We start from the raw sequence: 17,731 nt of genomic DNA on the forward strand, positions 1-17,731 counted from the left end.
GGCCTGAACCGGGCCCCGAAGAGCTGACGGGAATTTTATTCCCGAAACATTCACGAGCCCCCGTCGCCTGCTCGGCGGGGGCTCGAATGCGCCCGCGCACGCCCTGTCCGGAAAAAGTTTCTCCACAGGGACCCCGACCGTCCACCGGCCGGTCACCACAAGGCCTTCCGGGGCCTCCGTCCGGCTGCCGTTCGATCACTGACGGGGTGCCAAGGTTGTCCGGAACCGGACGCCGGAATGTCCGTCTTTCCTACTTTCGAAACCTTTGTGCGAGCGAAGACTGTGTAAACACTCGAACTGCTCCCCCTCCCGCTCTCCTCAGCAGGCGCGTTGTGGGCTTACCGTATGCCCCATGACCTCGCCCCGCTCCTACGACGGAGTCGGCTACCCCTCTCCGTCCTACTCCTCCGGCACGCCGATCTACGACAGCCTCGTGGCTGAGCGCGGCGTCCCCCAGATCGCGCCCATCAACGTGCCGGCCGCCCTGCCGCCGGCACTGTCGTCCGGTTACGGATCCGGCCTCGGCCCGTCCTACGAGAACCGGTACGCCAACGGGTACGAAAGCGCCGGCAGCAACCTCCCCGCGCTGCCGCCCGCCCGCCTCGCCCTGGGCCCCGGCCCGAGCAGCGGTCCCTCCACCGGCCCCGCCACGGCGTACATCCCCGCGCAGCCCGCGCCGGCGTACGCCGCCCCCCAGCCGCCGGTCCCCGGCTACGGCGCCCCCCAGCCGTACCAGCGACCGCAGCCCGGCACCCCCGCCTTCAGCCAGACCGCCGGAAGCGGCTACCAGCCGACCGGCGGCCAGAGCTTCGGCGGCCAGAACACCTTCATCGGCGCCCAGGGCGGCCAGCAGACCTTCGGCGCGCAGCCGGCCGGCGGACCGGGCGGTTTCGGCCAGGGCCAGCCCTCCGCTCCGCAGGGCTTCGGCGGCCAGCAGTCCTTCGGCGGTCCGGCCGCCGGCGGCCCCGGCTTCCAGGGCCAGGGCGGCGACCAGTCCTTCGGCGGTGCCCAGCTGCGCCCGGCCATGGCTCCGGTCGCGCCGGTCCGCCCGACGCAGCCGCAGCGCCCGGGCCCGTACGGCGAGTCCGGCCAGTTCCAGGGCGGCTACCAGCCGCAGGGCCAGGGCTACTGAGTCACTGACACCCCGAGGCCGCCCCCCACGCGGCCCGCACCCGCACCACCTGAGCAGCACCCGGCGCCCCCCGTACGCCGGGCGAACGGAGAAACGGGTCATCCACGGACCGCCCGGAACGCCCCCCACGGCGTCCGGGCGGTCCGTGCGCATTAGAGGGCATTCCCGGCGAACCGCCGCAGGCTGGCAGGATGGAGGAATGCACCTCACCGGACTCCACGTCTACCCCGTCAAGTCGATGTACCGCCTGAGCCCGGACACCGCCGTGGTTCAACCCTGGGGTCTGGCCGGAGACCGTCGCTGGATGCTCGCCGACGCGAACGGACGCTTCGTCAGCCAGCGCGAGGACGCGGCCCTCGTACGGGTGCGGACCGGACTGCTGCCCGACGGCGTCCTCACGCTGACCACCCCCGACGGCTCCCGGATCGAGGTCCCCGCCCCCGCCGTCGCGGCCGGCGCCCCGCTCGCCGACGTCGAGGTCTGGGGAACCCGCTTCCGTGCCGCCGAGGCCGACCAGGAGACCCAGCGGTGGATCGCCGAACACCTCGGCGACTACCGCCTGGTGCACCTGGACGACCCTCGCGCCCGGCCGGTCGACCCCGAGTACAGCGCGCCCGGCGACAGCGTCTCGATGGCCGACGGCTATCCGCTGCTGCTCACCACCACCGCCTCGCTGGACCGGCTCAACGAGCTGATCGCCGCCGAGAACCCGGACGACCACGAGACCCTGCCGATGGAGCGCTTCCGTCCGAGCGTGGTGATCGGCGGTACCGAGCCGTGGGCCGAGGACACCTGGCGCCGGATCCGGATCGGCTCGGTCACCTTCAGGGTGGTCAAGCCCTGCGGCCGCTGCATGATCACCACCACCGACCAGGAGACCGGCGAGCGGCGCGGCAAGGAGCCGCTGCGCACCCTGGCCCGGCACCACCGGCTGCTGCGCAAGGCCGCGTTCGGGCAGAACCTGATCCCCGAGCGGCCGACCGGCGTCGAGGGGGACGAACTCGGCACGCTGCGGCTGGGCGACGAGGTCGAGGTGCTCGAGGACGGGGCGCACTGGCCCGCCGACGGGCGCTGAGCGCCGGGCCGTCGCTCCGGGGTGGCGGGCCGCTCCCGCCGCCCCTCCGCTCGGACTGCCGACGGTCAAGTGCCGACCCCTGACCGTCAGGTGCCGAAGGTCAAGGGCCGACGGTCAGGTGCCGACCGCCGACCGCCCGTGCCGGAGGACGGGGCGCACAGGCCCGTGGACCGGCGCCGGGCACGCGCCGCACTCCGAAACCGGCGCGCCGGGACGGAACCACCGCTGTGCGCGCTCGTTGAAACAAGTGGTCGGAACCTGTGGCGGCGCTGAGCGCTACCGGTGTCCGCGCGACCGCGGGCGGCCGGACCACCCACGTGGGCGCGCTACGGTGGGCGGACGGCCCGCGCACCCCCGCGCGTTCGGCCCGTTGATCGCCGGCTCGACGAAGGTGGGGACGACAGACCGTCATGGCTGAGCACAGGGTCCGGGTCACCCAGGACAGCGCATCCCGCTGGCGTCGCCGCGCGGGCGAGTACGACACGCTCGCGGAGGCCCTGGCCGCCGCCGAACCGGGCGACACGGTGACCGTCCGCCCGGGCACCTTCCGGGAGAACGTGCTGCTGGACAAGCCGGTGACGATCGTCCCGGCCCAGGGCCCGGGGACGGTCCGGATCGACCCGCCCTCCGGGGTGGCGCTCACCGTGACCGCCGCCGCCACCGTGCGCGACCTGGTGGTCGAGGGCGGCGACAGCACCACCCCGGCCGTACTGGTCACCGGGCCGGAGGCGACCCCCTCCTTCAGCGGCTGCCGGGTCGAGACCCGCTCGGCCACCGGGATCGAGGTCACCGGCGGTGCCCGGCCGACCCTGCGCGGCTGCGTGGTCACCAACCCGGGCGGACTCGGGCTGCGGCTGCGCGGCCCGGACACCGCCGCCGCCTTCGAGGACTGCGAGGTCGCCGCCGCCGGCCAGGCCGGACTGGCCGTCCTCGGCGGCGCCACCGCGGCCCTGGACCGCTGCCGCGTCCACCACGCCTCCGGCGCCGGCGTCCTGCTCTCCGACCCCGGCAGCGCCGCCGAACTGACCGGCTGCGAGATCTACGAGATCCGCGGCAGCGGCGTGCAGGCCGAGGCGCAGGCGGGCGGGCGGCTGGTCGACTGCGAGATCCACCGGGTCACCGGCAACGGTCTGACCCTGGACGGCGAGGCCGAACTGGTGCTCACCGGCTGCCGGGTGCACGACCTGCCCGAGAACGGCGCCGACCTGCGCGGACGCGCCCGGCTGAGCCTCGCCAACAGCACCGTCCGGGACTTCGGACGCGGGGCGCTGTCGGTCTGGGACCAGGGCACCGAGGCCGTCGCCGAGTCCTGCGAGATCCACGGCTCGACCGGCGAGTACCCGGCGCTCTGGGTCAGCGACGGCGCCCGGCTGACCCTCACCGACTGCTCGCTGCACGACCTGCCGGACGCCCTGTTCGTCCTCGACCGGGACTCCGCCGCCACCGCCGAGGGCTGCTCGTTCAGCCGGATCCGCAGCTCGGCGGTCTCGGTCAGCGGCGGGGCCACCGTCTCCCTGGCCTCCTGCCGGGTGCAGGAGGCGGGCACCGGGCTCTGGTTCCGCGACCACGGCAGCGGCGGACTGCTCACCGACTGCGAGATCTCCGACGTGGCCACCGGGGTGATCGTCACCAAGGGCGCCGACCCGGTGCTGCGCGCCTGCACCGTACGGGCCAGCACGGACGCCGGGGTGTACGTCTCGGCACAGGGGCGGGGCACCTTCGAGGACTGCCGGGTCTCCCAGGGCAAGGGTTTCGGCTTCCACATCATCGACGGCTGCCGGACCCAGCTCACCCGGTGCCGGGCGGAGCACAACCAGCGGGCCGGGTTCGAGTTCTCCGAGCCGGGGCCGGTCACCGAGGGGTGCATCTCGGACGACGTCGGGGCGGCTCCGGTGCCGTCCGCTCCCGCCGCGCCCGGCGGCGGGGCGGGGCCGGGGCCCGCGGGCGGGCGCGGTCCGGGGCTGGGGTCGCCGTACGGGTCCACCGACGTGCCGGCGCCGCGGACCGCCCAACTGACCGCGGCGGCCCCGCTGTTGGCATCGGCCGCGGCCGGTTCGGCGGCGATCTCGCCGATCCCGGACTGCCGGCCGGCCGAGGAGGCGCTCGCCGAGCTGGACTCGCTGGTCGGGCTGGCGACGGTGAAGCAGGAGGTGCGCACGCTGATCGACCTGATCTCGGTCGGCCGGCGCCGCCGCCAGGCCGGGCTCAAGGCGCCCTCGCTGCGCCGCCACCTGGTCTTCACCGGCGCACCCGGCACCGGAAAGACCACCGTCGCCCGGCTGTACGGCGAGATCCTCGCCTCGCTCGGGGTGCTCCAGCGCGGACACCTGGTCGAGGTGGCGCGGGTGGACCTGGTCGGCGAACACATCGGCTCCACCGCGATCCGCACCGCGGCCGCCTTCGACCGGGCGCGCGGCGGAGTGCTCTTCATCGACGAGGCGTACGCGCTCGCGCCCGAGGACGGGGCGCGGGACTTCGGGCGCGAGGCGATCGACACCCTGGTCAAGCTGATGGAGGACCACCGCGACGAGGTGGTCGTCATCGTGGCCGGCTACACCGCCGAGATGGAGCGCTTCCTCTCCGCCAACCCCGGTGTCTCCTCCCGTTTCTCACGCACCATCGGCTTCCCCGACTACACGGCGGACGAGCTGCTGGAGATCGCCCGGTCACAGTGCGCCGAGCACGAGTACGCGCTCTCCGAGGAGACGGAGGAGGCGCTGCTGGAACACTTCGGCGCCATGGAGCGCGGCCCCAACTTCGGTAACGGGCGCACCGCGCGACAGGTCTTCGAGACCATGGTCGAGCGGCACGCGGTACGGATCGCCCACCTCTCGGACCCGTCCACGGAGGAGCTCCAGCTGCTCGTCCCGGCCGACCTGCCCATGGCGCCGCTGCCGTAGGGCCCGCGGCCGGGTAACTCGTCGGCCGCGCCGAGCCGTTGAGGCGGGCATGGGTGTGCTGTTGACGGGCGCGGCGGGCGGCAGCGAACAGATGACAGCGAACAGACGACAGCTGACAGAGTTTGAAATCTGTCAGCTGTCAGCCGTCGGCTGTCACCCGTCCACCGTCCGACGCGTCAGCCCGTCCAGGCGCCGCCGGACAGGAAGGACTCCAGGGCCGCCCGGTAGGGCGCGATGTCGATCCGCTCGCCCGCCAGCCAGTCGTCCGAGTAGTACTTGTCCAGGTAGCGGTCCCCCGGGTCGCAGATCAGGCCGACGACGCTGCCCGTCCGCCCGGCCGCCCGCATCTCGGCGACGATCCGCAGGGCGCTCCACAGGCCCGTCCCGGTGGAGGCCCCCGCCTTCTTGCCGAGCACCTGCTCCAGCACCCGGACGGCGGCGATCGACGCGGCGTCCGGCACCTTCATCATCCGGTCGATCGCCCCGGGAACGAAGCTCGGCTCCATCCGCGGCCGTCCGATGCCCTCGATCCGCGAGCCGCTCTCGCAGACGGCCGCCGGATCTTGGCGCACCCAGCCGTCGAAGAAGCAGGAGTTCTCCGGGTCCGCGACGCAGATCCGGGTGTCGTACTGCATGTAGTGCACGTACCGGGCGATGGTCGCCGAGGTGCCGCCGGTCCCGGCGGTGGCCACGATCCAGGCCGGCTCGGGGTGCGGCTCCAGGCGCAGCTGGGCGAAGACCGACTCGGCGATGTTGTTGTTGCCGCGCCAGTCGGTGGCCCGCTCGGCGTAGGTGAACTGGTCCATGTAGTGCCCGCCGGTCTCCTCGGCGAGCCGGGCGGAGGCCTCGTACACCTCGTCCGAACGCTCGACCAGGTGACACTCGCCGCCGTGGAACTGGATCAGGTCGATCTTGGACTGGCTGGTGCTCTTGGCCATCACGGCGATGAACGGCACGCCGACGAGCTGGGCGAAGTACGCCTCGGAGACGGCGGTGGAGCCGCTGGACGCCTCGATCACCGGCTTTCCGGGCCGGATCCAGCCGTTGCAGAGCCCGTAGAGGAAGAGCGAGCGGGCCAGGCGGTGCTTGAGCGAGCCGGTCGGGTGGGTGGACTCGTCCTTGAGGTAGAGGTCGATCCCCCACTCCGCGGGCAGTGGGAAGCGCAGCAGGTGGGTGTCGGCGGAGCGGTTGGCGTCGGCCTGGACCTTGCGCACCGCCTCCTTGAGCCAGGCGCGGTACTCCGGGTCGGAGCGGTCGACGTCGGCGGTCGACTCGATGCCGGGCTGGGTGCTCATGGTCGCTGTCTCCCTCGTGGTGGCCCCCCAATGCTCACTACGAGTGTATGAGAGTCACGATAAGTGACCGTTTTCGAAGAGCCAGCTTCCGCTTATCGGCGTCAGGGCAGGACCTGCCGCCGCCAGGACGGAACTCGTCGCCACCAGGCGGGCCCGATCGCCGTCAGGGCAGCACCGGCACCGACTGCGGGTCCGCCAGGTACGGCCCCCAGCCCAGCTCGGCCGCGCCCGCGAGCGCGCCGTGCGCCAGCTCCGCGCCGACGATCGGCACCCGGCCGCTGCGCCCCCACAGGCTGCGCTCGGCGACCACCGACCGCAGCCGGTCGGGCGCGGCCTCCAGCAGGTGGAGGTGCAGCCCGCTGAGGACCACCCGGTCGGGGTTGAGGATGTTGGCGACGCCCGCCAGGCCGAGTCCGAGCCGGTCGATGACGTGCTCCACCGCCGCCCGCGCCCGGTCGTCCGTCGCGGCCGCCCGGCACAGCTCGCGCGCCTGGTCGAGCAGCGGGCGCCCCGGCTCCGGGGTGAGCCCGGCGGCGGCGAACAGCGCGTCGGGGTCGGTCTCGGAGTTCAGGCAGCCCCGGTTGCCGCACATGCAGGGCCGGCCCTGCGGGTCGACGGTGAGGTGGCCGACCTCCAGGGCGAGGCCGGCGCTGCCGGTGTGCAGGTGTCCGTCGATGACCAGCGCGCCACCGACGCCGCGGTGGCCGGAGGTGACGAAGAGCAGGTGGCGGGCGCCGCGGCCGGCGCCGTGCCGGTACTCGGCGAGCGCGGCCAGGTTGGCGTCGTTGGCGATCGCGGTGGGCAGCGGGCGCAGCGCCTTCGGGCCGTGGTCGGCGCGTCCGACCTCGACGTCGTACAGGTCGGCGACCGGGGTGCCGCTGGGCCAGGCGAAGTGCAGCGCGGCGAGGGCGGTGCCGTCCGGCTCGGTGACCGGGTTGGGCAGCGCGAGCGCGGCGCCCAGACAGCGGCGGTCGGTCGCGCGGGCGAGCTCGGCACCGGCCACGGCCACGGCGCGCAGCATCCGGACCGGGTCGGTGGCGGCGGGCAGCGGCAGGTGGACGGGCGGGTCGAGCAGTCCGCCGAGGCCGGCCAGGGTGACGCTCAGTCCGTCGGCGTGGATCTGCCCGGCGACCACGACCGGGCCGTTCGGGTCGATCGCGAGCCGGTGCGACGGGCGGCCGCGGCCGCCGCCGGCCGGGCGCGAGTCGACGGTGATCAGGCCGAGCGCCTCCAGTTCGGCGGTGACCGCGCCGGCGGTGGCCCGGGTGACGTCCAGCGCGCGGGTGAGCGCCGAGCGGGTCGGCGTCTGGCCGGTGTGGATCAGGGAGAGCGCCGGGCCGAGCAGCGTCCGGCCCCGGTCGGGAGCCGCGCGGCGGTGGTTGTCGCGCTGCGCGTCGGAGTCGTTCCCGGTACCGGGCCTCGGGCTTGATGGTGAGAGCTGCACGCCCCTATTGTGACTTTGTGTCGCTTCGAAACAAAATCGGTTCACGCACCCGGCCGGATCGCCGCTCCTCCCAGTCTCGCAGCACACCCCCGGTGACGGACAGCCCCTGGGGTCCTGCACGTGTCGCCCTCACCGCGTTCTTCGCCGTCGACGGCTTCCTCTTCGCCTCCTGGGTCGTCCGCATCCCGGACATCCGCAGCCAGGTCAGCGCCTCGCACAGCGCCCTCGGGCTCGCCCTGCTCTGCCTGTCCATCGGTGCCGTCCTCACCATGCCCGTGATCGGCCGGCTCTGCCTGCGGTACGGCTCGCGCCCGGTGACCGTCGGCTCGCTCGCCCTGCTCAGCCTCGCCGTCCTGCTGCCCGCGCACGCCCACTCGGTCACCGCGCTCGGCGGGGTGCTGCTGCTGTTCGGCGCGGGGTACGGCGGGGCCAACGTCGCGATGAACAGCGCCGCCGTCGACCTGGTCGCGCAGCTGCGGCGGCCCGTGATGCCCAGCTTCCACGCCGGGTACAGCTTCGGCGGGCTGGTCGGCACCGGCGTCAGCGGACTGCTCGCCGGCCCGCTGAGCACCGCGTGGGCGCTCGCGCTCAGCGCGGCGCTGGGCATGGTCGTCACCGTCGGCGCGGGCGTCGTCCTGCTGCGCAGCCCTGCGGCGGCAGCGGTCGCGCCGGGGCGCATGGGGCGCACGGGCCGCACGGGCCGCACGGGCCGCACGCCGGAACGGTCCGGAAGCGCGCGGACGGACGCGGGCTCGGCCCGCGCCCGCACCCGGCTGCTCGTCCTGCTGCTCGGCCTCACCGCGCTCTGCACCGCGTACGGCGAGGGCGCGATCGCCGACTGGGCCACGCTCCACCTCACCGACGACGTCCGGGCGAGTTCCGTGGTGGCCGCCACGGGCTACGGCGCGTACGCGTTCGCGATGGCCGGTGGGCGGGTCGGCGGCACCTGGCTGTCCATCAGGCTCGGCCAGACCCGGCTGATGCTGTTCGGCGGGCTGACGGCGGCGGTCGGCATGCTGGTCGCCGCCCTGGCGCCGGTGGTGCCGGTGGCGATCTGCGGGTTCGTGCTGGTCGGCCTCGGCCTGGCCAACCTCTTCCCGCTCGCCATCGCCCGGGCCGGTGCGGCGGGCGGGCCGCAGGGCGTCGCGTTCGCCTCCTCGCTCGGCTACGGGGGGATGCTGATCGGCCCGGTGGTGATCGGCTTCCTCGCCGACGCGGCCGGACTGCCGCTGGCCCTCACCACGGTCACGCTCGCGGCCGCGGTGGCGGCGCTCCTGCCGCTGTCGGTCGGACGGCGGGTGACGGAGGACAGAGAGCAGCGAACAGCGAACAGATGACAGATGACAGATAACAGCCGACAGCTGACAGACGCTGAAATCTGTCAGCTGTCACCTGTCATCCGTCATCGGCCATGTGACAGGATGCGGGGCCATGACGACCAGCGAACGCTTCCGGGTACTGCGGGCGGGCGAGCGCCCGGCGACGGCGTGGCTCAACGGGGGCGGAGTGACCAGGGAGGTCGCCGGGTTCCCGGCCGGAGCCGGGCTGGACGCCTTCGACTGGCGGGTCAGCCTCGCGGACGTCGCCTCGGCGGGGCCGTTCTCCCCGTTCCCCGGGATCGACCGGGTGATCACCCTGGTCGAGGGCGCCGGCATGGTGCTCACCGTCGACGGCACCGAGCAACTGGTCGACACGCCGTTCCGACCGTTCGCCTTCTCCGGCGACGCCACCACCGACTGCCGGCTGCCGGCCGGTCCGGTGGTGGACTTCAACGTGATGACACGCCGCGGACGGGTCGAGGCCGCCGTGGACCTGGCCACCGCGGCCACCACGCTCGACGTCCCGGACGGGAGCACCGTCCTTCTGGTCTGCCTCGCCGGCACCGCCACCGTCGGCGGCGTCGGACTCGCCCGCTACGACGCCGCGTTGCTCGACACTCCGGGCGCGTACGAGCTGCACCCGAACGGCACCACCGCCGTCATCGCCTTCCGCGCCGCGCCCTGACACCGGGGAACGGCCGCACCACCGAAGGGCGGCGCTCCCGCCCCCGGGGCCGTCCCGGGGGCAGGAGCACCACCACCGCATCACCCGCAGAACACCGGCGTGGCGCGCTCCGGATCCAGCGCGTTGGTGACCAGGTGCAGCGCCGTCGGCGAGAACGCGATCCCGACGTGCTCCACCAGCGAGACCGGGCAGTGCTCCTGCACCACCTGGTTGTCGACGTCCGGACCACTCAGGAACTGGGTCCGCCACGGGGTGACGACTTCATCGAAGACCGTCGAGATCACCGTGTAGCGCACGCCCGGTACGGTGTCCGGCCGGGAGGCCATCACCGTGTTGAAGTCGGAGCCCACCGCCTGGTCCCGGCAGGCCTTGCAGACCGTGTAGATCAGGTCCGCGACGCCCGGGAAGTACGGCACCAGATTGGTGATCCCGTCGAGCGTCGTGCCGTGGTTGGACGGCGCCAGCCCGACCAGTCTGCCGACCTTGGACCCGCCGCCGAGGAACTTGAGGTAGTAGTTCGGCAGCATGCCGCCCTGCGAGTGCCCGACGATGTCGACCTTGGCCGCGCCGGTCGCGGTCCGCACCAGGTCCACGAACCGGCCGAGTTGGGCCGCCGACTCCGGTACCGGCCCGAGGCCGCCGATCGGCAGCAGCAGGCCGCTGCCGCTGGAGGTGACGCCGGGGACGGTCCCGTAGTCGAGGGCGAAGACGCAGTACCCGAGGCTCTTCAGCAGCGGGGAGAGCGCCAGCCAGTTCTCGTAGCGGTTGGCGAAGGTGCCGTGCACCAGAACCACTGGGTCGGGGTGCGCGGCGCTCGGTCGGCAGGTCCAGTCGTTGGCGCCGGGCGGCGAGGCCACCGTGTCGCCGTCCGGCGGCAGTTCGGCGGACGAGGCGGACGCTTCGGACGAAACGAACGAGACGGACGCTGCGGACGAGACAGCCGAGACGGCCGCGACAGGCACGGCGGCGCTCGCCGGCGACACCGTCGCACCGGTCAGCGCCGCCCCCGCCAGCAGCAGCGCACCCAGCGCGCCGACGCCCCTGCGGCGCACGGGAGTTGCGGAGAAGCGGAGAAGTGGGGTTCTCAACTGTTGCCTCCACGGCGGAAGTTTGTTACCAACAGGTAACCCGAGGGCTCCATCATGCGGTCGCCCCTCCGGCCCGGCCCTTGGGTGTCCCCCAGACCTGGACGGTGTTCTCTGTGACCGGTCACAACGCACCCCACCCCACACCCCGGAACACCTCCGACCGGACGCCGAACTGGCGCGCCCCGGTGATCGGCGGGCTCCCGGCCGACCAGCGACTGCTCGGCGGCGTACGGGAGTTGGCCGAGACCGTGGTCGCCGCTCTGCTGGAGCGGGTGCCGGTCTACCGCCGGCTGCCCCGCGAACAGCTCACCGGCGAGCTGACCCGGGACACCGAGCGCCGCATCCGCGCCCTCGCCCACTCCGTACGGACCGGACTCCCCGCACCCGCCGAGGAGTTCGCCGCCGTCCGGGAGGCCGCCGCCCGGCGCGCCGAGGAGGGCCTGCCGCTGGACGCCGTCCTGCTCGCCCACCACCTCGGGCTGGAGGTCTGCTGGGAGTTCGCCACCCGGCACGCCCGGGACGGCGACGCCGCCGACCTGCTCGTCCTCAACCGGCTACTGCTCGACCAGCTCCGCCAGGCCGTCACCGCCGCCGGGGCGGGCTACCTGGACGGCCGCCGCCCGACCGCCGGCCGACGGGGCTCGGCCCGGCACTCCCTGCTCGGCGCACTGCTCGCGGGCACCCCCGCCGACACGGCCGCCGAGCGCGCCGGGCTCCGGCTGCCCACCGGGTACGCCGTGCTCTGCCTGTCCCTCGCCGACCACCCCGACGAGCACTCCCCCGGTGTCGATCCGGGCATCGCCGCCCTCCGCAAGATCCGCCGGTTCGAGGCCGAACTCGACCACCGCACCCGGCAGTCGGCGCTCACCGCGCTCACCCCCACGGGCGGCCTGGTGCTCGTCCCGTTCGGACCGTCACCCGGTCCGGACGAGGACGGGACCGGAGAGGCGCCGTGGCCGCTGCTCGCCGCCGCCCTCGCCGCGGCCGCCCGGGCGGCCGGCGTTCCCGTCCTGGCCGGGGCCGCCCCGGCCACCCCCGCCGAGGTGCCCGGCGCGGCCGCTCTCGCCTACGAAGTCCTGGACGTGGCACGGGCGTTCGGCCGACCGCCGGGGCTGCACCGGCTGGACGACATCCTGCTGGAGTACCAGCTCACCCGGCCCAGCCAGGCCCGCTCCCGGCTCGCCGCCCTGCTCGAACCGCTCGCCGACGCCGGGGAGTTGCTCATCACCCTGCACACCCACCTGGCCGGCGGCCTGAACCGCCGCCACACCGCGAGCGCCCTGCACCTGCACCCGAACACCGTCGACTACCGGCTGCGCCGGATCGCCGCACTGACCGGCCTGGATCCGGCCCGCCCCGCCGACCTCCCGCGGATCGCCGCCGCCATCGCCGCCCGGACCGCCGAACAGGCCTCCCTCGCCGGGTAGTTCAGGAAACCTTCAGGTGCCGGACCGGTGCCCGGCGGACGACCTCAGCCCTGCTCCCCCGGCAGCCGCAGGTCCCAGCCGACCAGGGCGCGCAGCTGCTCCGCGGTCACGCCGTCCGGCACCGGCTGCGGAGCGTCGTGGCGCAGCGGCGGCTGCCAGCCCTCCTCCTCGGTCCAGCGGCGCACCACCTTGGCCGGCGCCCCGGCGACCACACTGTGGTCGGGAACGTCGCCGCGCACCACGGCGCCCGCCGCGACCACCACGTTGCGGCCGATCCGCGCCCCCGGCAGGATCACCGCGCCGGTGCCGATCCAGCTGCCCGTACCGATCTCCACCGGCTCGTTGCGCGGCCACTGCTTGCCGATCGGCAGCTCGGTGTCCCGGTACTCGTGCGACTGGTCGCTGATGTACACGCCAGGCCCGGTCCACACGTCGTCGCCGATGACGATCGACTGGTGGCCGACGATGTGGCTGTCCCGGCCGATCACGCAACCGCCGCCGATCCGCACGATCGGCTCCGGACCGAGGTCGAGCCCGGGCAGGAAGCCCGCGCTGATGGTGACCCGCTCGCCGATGATCGAGAACGGCCCGATGGTGATCCACTGCTCGTTGAACACCGCCCCGAGCGGGAAGCTGAGCGTCGTTCCGTCCCCCAGTTCGCCGAACCGGTACGGGCCGGGGTTGCGGCTGGTGACCGCGCCGGTCCGCTGCACCCAGCGCCAACCCCGGTGGACGAGGCGTCCGGCGGCGCGGCGGCCACCGGTCCGGACGGCTGAGACGAGCGAACGGGTTATCGGCATGCGCTCACGTTACCGGCCCGTAGCATCCGCCCGTCCGCCGGGAGGCACCCGGAGGAATGTCCGAAATCCGCGACCGGCGGACGGCCCCGATGGAAGACTCCGTCCCATGGAGATCACCGAGCACATCGACGCGCTGCGCCACGAGGGCACCCGGCTCGCCGAGGCCGCGGCCCGCACCGAGCTGTCCGCACCCGTACCGACCTGTCCGGAGTGGCAGCTGGCGAAGCTGCTCCAGCACATCGGCTCCGTCCACCGCTGGGCCGCCGCCATCGTGTCCCGGGGCATGTCGGCGCCGCCGGACGAGGCGGAGGCGCAGGCCGCCATCGGGCCGCTGCCCTCGGACGCCGCGCTGCTCGACTGGTACCGCGAGGGCCACGCCGCCCTGGTGGACACCCTCACCGCGACGCCCGCCGACCTCGAGTGCTGGACCTTCCTGTCCTCGCCCAGCCCGCTGGCGTTCTGGGCCCGGCGCCAGGCGCACGAGACCGCCGTCCACCGGCGCGACGCCGACGCGGCCGCCGGAGTGCCCGGTCCGGTCGTGGACACCGCGCTCGCCATCGACGGCATCGACGAACTGGTGAGCGGCTTCACGACGCTCGGCCGGTCCAAGCTGCGCAGCGACCGGCCGCGCACGCTCCGAATCCGGACCACCGACGGCCCCGGTTCCTGGCGCCTGACGATCACCCGGGAACCGCCGGTCGTCACCACCGGCGAGGGCCCCGAGCCGGCCGATCTGACCCTCGCCGGCCCCGCCCACGAGCTCTACCCGCTGCTGTGGAACCGGTTGTCCGCCGAGCAGGCCGGAGAGGTCAAGGCGATCGGCGACCGGACTCTGCTCGCCCTCTGGAGCGAGACGGCGGCGGTCCTCTGACCGTGACGCCCGCGACCCCTGGGCACGGGTCGTCACGCCCGGGGACGGCTACGCCCCCGGGCGGCGGGCAGGAACGGTTCCCCGGGCGGGCGGGCACGCCCCCCGGGGCCCCGCCCTCAACACACCCAGCCGTCAGCACACCCAGCCGTCATCGCACCCCGCCGTCAGCACACTCAGCCGTCAGCACACTCAGCCGTCATCGCACCCAGCCGTCAGCGCACCGAGTCCTCAGCGCACCCAGCGCGCGGGCCGCTTCTCCAGGAACGAGCGCATCCCCTCCTGCGCCTCCGCCGAGCCGAAGAGCCGCGCCGACAGCTCCACCAGTTCCTCCGCGTCCCGCTCGAAGGAGCGCACCACCTCGGCGTTGGCCAACCGCTTCGACTCCGCCAGGCCCTGCGGGGAGCCCAGGCGCAGCGCGTCCAGCAGGCCCTTGAGCGCCACGTCGGTGGACTCGGCGGAGTCGGCGGCGCTGGTGATCAGCCCGATCCGGGCGGCCTCGGCGGCGTCGAAGACCTCGCCGGTGAGGTAGTAGCGGGAGGCGGCGCGCGGGTCCAGCTTCGGGCGCAGCGGCAGCGAGATGACGGCGGGCGCGAGGCCGAGCCGCACCTCGGTGAAGGCGAAGGTCGAGGCCGGTCCGGCGACGGCGAGGTCCGCCGCACCGACCAGGCCGAGGCCGCCGGCCCGGACGTGGCCGTGGATGACGGCGATCACCGGCTTGGCGCAGTCCACGATCGCCCGCTGGAGCTCGACCAGGCCGCGCGGGCCGACCGTCGGGTCCGCGCCGGTCGCCTCGGAGAGGTCCGCGCCCGCGCAGAACACCTTGCCGGTGTGCCCGAGCACCACCGCGCGGACCTCCGGGTCGGCCGCGGCGGAGGCCAGTCCGGCGTGCAGCTCGGCCATCAGCCGGGTGGAGAGCGCGTTGCGGTTGTGCGGCGAGTCGAGGGTGAGCGTGGTGACGGCGTCGGCGGTGCTGACGCGGACGAGGGGCGCTGCGCTGGTCATCGGCGGGGCCTGCCTTCCGGCTGAGGGTGGGTCGGACTGCGGGCGCGGCCCGGGAGGTGCCCGGACGACGCCCGGACGACTCTGGCACGCCCACCCGCCCCTCGGCCAGAGCCGACCGGCCCGAGGACCGGAGCCGCCCGCCGCTCCCCCCCTGCCGGCCCCCAGCGCGACCCCGGTCGGCAACCCACCCCAAGTGGTACAGACCTGTTGACGCATTGGTCCAGTCCTCCTACAGTTCCCATGCCTTGCCTCCCCACGGCACAGGCATCGATCGCACACGGATCAACCAAGGTTCTACGTCACCCTGTTCAACCCCCACAGTCACAGGGAGAACCATGTCCGCTCGATCCCGGGCCGGGCGCCCGCGCGTGCGCAGCAGACTGCTGGCACTGCTCTCCGTCCTGCTCCTGCCCCTCGCCGCGCTCACCGCGCTGGCCGCTCCGGCGAACGCCGCCGGAAAGCTCACCGCCACCTTCACCACGGCCGACAACGGCTCCTGGTGGCAGGGCACCTACATCGTCCACAACGACAACGCGACCGCGGTGAGCGGCTGGACCCTGGAGTTCGACCTCCCGGCCGGCGTCACCATCGGCAACAGCTACAACGGCACCGCCACCGTGAGCGGCCGGCACGTCACCGCCACCGCGGCGTTCTACAACTCCACCGTCAACGCCCACAGCACCACCGAGCCGTACAGCTTCTGGTTCGTCGGCAACGGCCCGGTCACCGCCCCGCTCAACTGCCGTGTCAACGGCGACAAGTGCGACGGCAGCGCGGACGTCCCGCCGTCCGCGCCGGGCACCCCGACGGTCACCGAGTCCACCGCGCACACGCTCGCCCTGAGCTGGCCGGCCGCCACCGGCGGGGACTTCCCGGTCGCCTCCTACGACGTGCTGAGCGGTGGCACCGTGCTCGCCTCCAGCCCGTCCACCGGCGTGCTGGTCACCGGCCTCACCCCGGCCACCTCGTACACCCTGACCGTCCGCGCCAAGGACAGCCGCGGCAACACCGGCCCGCTCAGCGCGGGCGTCACCGCGTCCACCTTCGACCCGTCCACCGACACCTCGCCGCCCACCGCCCCGGCCAACCTCCGGGCCACGGCGGTCGGTTCGACGAACGTGACGCTCGCCTGGAACGCCGCCACCGACAACGTCCGGGTCGCCGCGTACGACGTCTACCAGGGCGGCACCCTGGCGACCACGGTCACCGGCAGCACGCTCGGCGCGACCGTCGGCAGCCTCTCCCCGTCCACCGCCTACACGTTCACCGTGAAGGCCCGGGACGCCGCCGACAACGCCTCGCCCGCCTCCGCCCCGCTCACCGTGACCACCTCGGACCTGGTCGGCGCCGGAAAGTACGCCCGGGTCGGCTACTTCGTCCAGTGGGGCATCTACGGCCGCCAGTACTTCGTCAAGAACCTGGACACCTCCGGCGCCGCCGCCAAGCTCGACGTCGTCAACTACGCCTTCGAGAACATCGATCCGGTCAACCTGACCTGCCAGGCGGGCGTCACCAAGGGCACCACGTCCAACCCGGAGGACCCGGACCAGGGCACCGGCGCCGGTGACGCCGACGCGGACTACGGCCGGGCGATGAGCGCCGACCAGTCGGTGGACGGCGTGGCCGACGACGGCTGGGGCAAACTCCGCGGCAACCTCAACCAGTTGAAGAAGCTGAAGGCCAAGTACCCGAACCTGAAGGTGGTCGTCTCGCTCGGCGGCTGGACCTACTCCAAGTACTTCTCCGACGCCGCCGCCACCGACGCGTCCCGCCAGAAGTTCGTCAAGTCCTGCGTCGACACCTGGATCAAGGGCAACCTGCCGGCCTACAACGGCGCCGGCGGCGACGGCGTGGCAGCGGGCATCTTCGACGGCATCGACCTCGACTGGGAGTGGCCCGGCTCCGCCGACGGCCACCCGGGCAACCACTGGAGCGCCAACGACAAGGACAACCTGACCCTGCTGCTGGCCGAATTCCGCAAGCAGCTGGACGCGTTGGGCGGCTCCCACAAGCTGCTCACCGCCTTCACCCCGGCCGACCCGGCGAAGGTCGCCGCCGGCTGGGACCTCTCGAAGATCTTCGGCTCGCTGGACATCGCCAACGTCCAGGGCTACGACTTCCACGGCTCGGGCAGCGACAACTCCTGGGAGCCGAACCGCACCGGCCACGCCGCCAACCTCTACCAGGACCCGAACGACCCCTACGCCACCCACTTCAGCGTGGACACGGCCGTCCAGACGTACCTGAACGCCGGGGTCAACCCGCGCAAGCTGACCATCGGCTTCCCGTTCTACGGGCGCGGCTGGCAGAGCGTCGCGGACGGCGGCGCGAACGGCGTCTGGCAGTCCGCGAACGGCGCCGCACCCGGCCAGTTCAGCGACGAGGCCGGCACCCGCGGGTACCACAACCTGATCACCAGCCTCTCCGGCCTCAAGGTCTACCACGACACCAAGTCCGTTGCGACGTACGGCTACACGGGAGCCGGCGGACAGTGGTGGACCTTCGACGACGCCTGGTCGATCTCGCAGAAGACCGCCTACCTCAAGTCGAAGAACCTGCTCGGCGGCATGATCTGGGAGATGTCCGGCGACACCCCGTCCGGCACCCTGATGTCCGCGCTGGACACCGGGCTCAAGTAGCCCTCCCGCAACGGAAAAGGGGCCGGTGCTCCTCCCCGCCACGGGGAGGGGCAC

Annotated in this window: 13 protein-coding genes; 8 read left to right on the forward strand and 5 right to left on the reverse strand. The window is 73.6% G+C overall.

Features of this window, described 5'->3' with window-relative positions; all coding sequences use genetic code 11:
* Window positions 1-352: 352 nt before the first annotated feature.
* From ACFU6K_RS08625 to ACFU6K_RS08635, 3 genes are all read left to right on the forward strand, one after another.
* Window positions 353-1,132 carry a DUF6643 family protein gene (locus ACFU6K_RS08625; RefSeq protein ID WP_380661726.1) on the forward strand — a complete coding sequence of 260 codons (780 nt, stop codon included), beginning with the start codon at window positions 353-355 and terminating at the stop codon, window positions 1,130-1,132.
* Between the two features lie 199 nt (window positions 1,133-1,331).
* On the forward strand, window positions 1,332-2,207 hold the full coding sequence (locus tag ACFU6K_RS08630; protein ID WP_380661727.1) for an MOSC domain-containing protein: 876 nt from the start codon (window positions 1,332-1,334) through the stop codon (window positions 2,205-2,207).
* A 410-nt stretch (window positions 2,208-2,617) separates the two neighbouring features.
* Window positions 2,618-5,107 carry a right-handed parallel beta-helix repeat-containing protein gene (locus ACFU6K_RS08635; protein WP_380661728.1) on the forward strand — a complete coding sequence of 830 codons (2,490 nt, stop codon included), beginning with the start codon at window positions 2,618-2,620 and terminating at the stop codon, window positions 5,105-5,107.
* 176 nt (window positions 5,108-5,283) lie between these two features.
* On the opposite strand, the gene ACFU6K_RS08640 is transcribed toward ACFU6K_RS08635, so the two are convergent.
* Entirely contained in the window at window positions 5,284-6,402 is a 1,119-nt protein-coding gene (locus tag ACFU6K_RS08640; protein ID WP_380661729.1) for a PLP-dependent cysteine synthase family protein, read from the reverse strand.
* Between the two features lie 163 nt (window positions 6,403-6,565).
* Complete coding sequence (locus ACFU6K_RS08645) at window positions 6,566-7,846, reverse strand: ROK family protein (protein WP_380661730.1); 1,281 nt, start codon at window positions 7,844-7,846, stop codon at window positions 6,566-6,568.
* On the opposite strand from ACFU6K_RS08645, the gene ACFU6K_RS08650 reads away from it, so the two are divergent.
* Window positions 7,831-9,183 carry an MFS transporter gene (locus ACFU6K_RS08650; protein WP_380661731.1) on the forward strand — a complete coding sequence of 451 codons (1,353 nt, stop codon included), beginning with the start codon at window positions 7,831-7,833 and terminating at the stop codon, window positions 9,181-9,183. The two genes, ACFU6K_RS08645 and ACFU6K_RS08650, sit on opposite strands and share 16 nt — an antisense overlap.
* Window positions 9,184-9,277: 94 nt before the next feature.
* Window positions 9,278-9,850, forward strand: a complete 573-nt coding sequence (locus tag ACFU6K_RS08655; RefSeq protein WP_380661732.1) for a HutD family protein — start codon at window positions 9,278-9,280, stop codon at window positions 9,848-9,850.
* A gap of 80 nt (window positions 9,851-9,930) precedes the next feature.
* On the opposite strand, the gene ACFU6K_RS08660 is transcribed toward ACFU6K_RS08655, so the two are convergent.
* Window positions 9,931-10,866, reverse strand: a complete 936-nt coding sequence (locus ACFU6K_RS08660) for an alpha/beta fold hydrolase (protein ID WP_380661737.1) — start codon at window positions 10,864-10,866, stop codon at window positions 9,931-9,933.
* Between the two features lie 185 nt (window positions 10,867-11,051).
* Here ACFU6K_RS08660 and ACFU6K_RS08665 point away from each other — a divergent pair, with 185 nt between their 5' ends.
* Entirely contained in the window at window positions 11,052-12,365 is a 1,314-nt protein-coding gene (locus ACFU6K_RS08665) for a PucR family transcriptional regulator (protein WP_380661733.1), read from the forward strand.
* Window positions 12,366-12,409: 44 nt separating this feature from the next.
* On the opposite strand, the gene ACFU6K_RS08670 is transcribed toward ACFU6K_RS08665, so the two are convergent.
* Complete coding sequence (locus ACFU6K_RS08670; protein WP_049650964.1) at window positions 12,410-13,165, reverse strand: DapH/DapD/GlmU-related protein; 756 nt, start codon at window positions 13,163-13,165, stop codon at window positions 12,410-12,412.
* Window positions 13,166-13,271: 106 nt separating this feature from the next.
* On the opposite strand from ACFU6K_RS08670, the gene ACFU6K_RS08675 reads away from it, so the two are divergent.
* Window positions 13,272-14,036: a maleylpyruvate isomerase family mycothiol-dependent enzyme gene (locus ACFU6K_RS08675; protein ID WP_380661734.1), complete on the forward strand. Its 765-nt coding sequence runs from the start codon at window positions 13,272-13,274 to the stop codon at window positions 14,034-14,036.
* A gap of 228 nt (window positions 14,037-14,264) precedes the next feature.
* Here the strand turns inward: ACFU6K_RS08675 and ACFU6K_RS08680 are convergent, their stop codons facing one another.
* Window positions 14,265-15,038: an enoyl-CoA hydratase family protein gene (locus ACFU6K_RS08680; protein WP_380661735.1), complete on the reverse strand. Its 774-nt coding sequence runs from the start codon at window positions 15,036-15,038 to the stop codon at window positions 14,265-14,267.
* A 335-nt stretch (window positions 15,039-15,373) separates the two neighbouring features.
* Here ACFU6K_RS08680 and ACFU6K_RS08685 point away from each other — a divergent pair, with 335 nt between their 5' ends.
* Window positions 15,374-17,677: a glycosyl hydrolase family 18 protein gene (locus tag ACFU6K_RS08685; protein ID WP_380661736.1), complete on the forward strand. Its 2,304-nt coding sequence runs from the start codon at window positions 15,374-15,376 to the stop codon at window positions 17,675-17,677.
* The last annotated feature ends 54 nt before the right edge of the window (window positions 17,678-17,731 follow it).

The organism is Kitasatospora sp. NPDC057512 (assembly GCF_042802135.1).
GTDB lineage: Bacteria > Actinomycetota > Actinomycetes > Streptomycetales > Streptomycetaceae > Kitasatospora.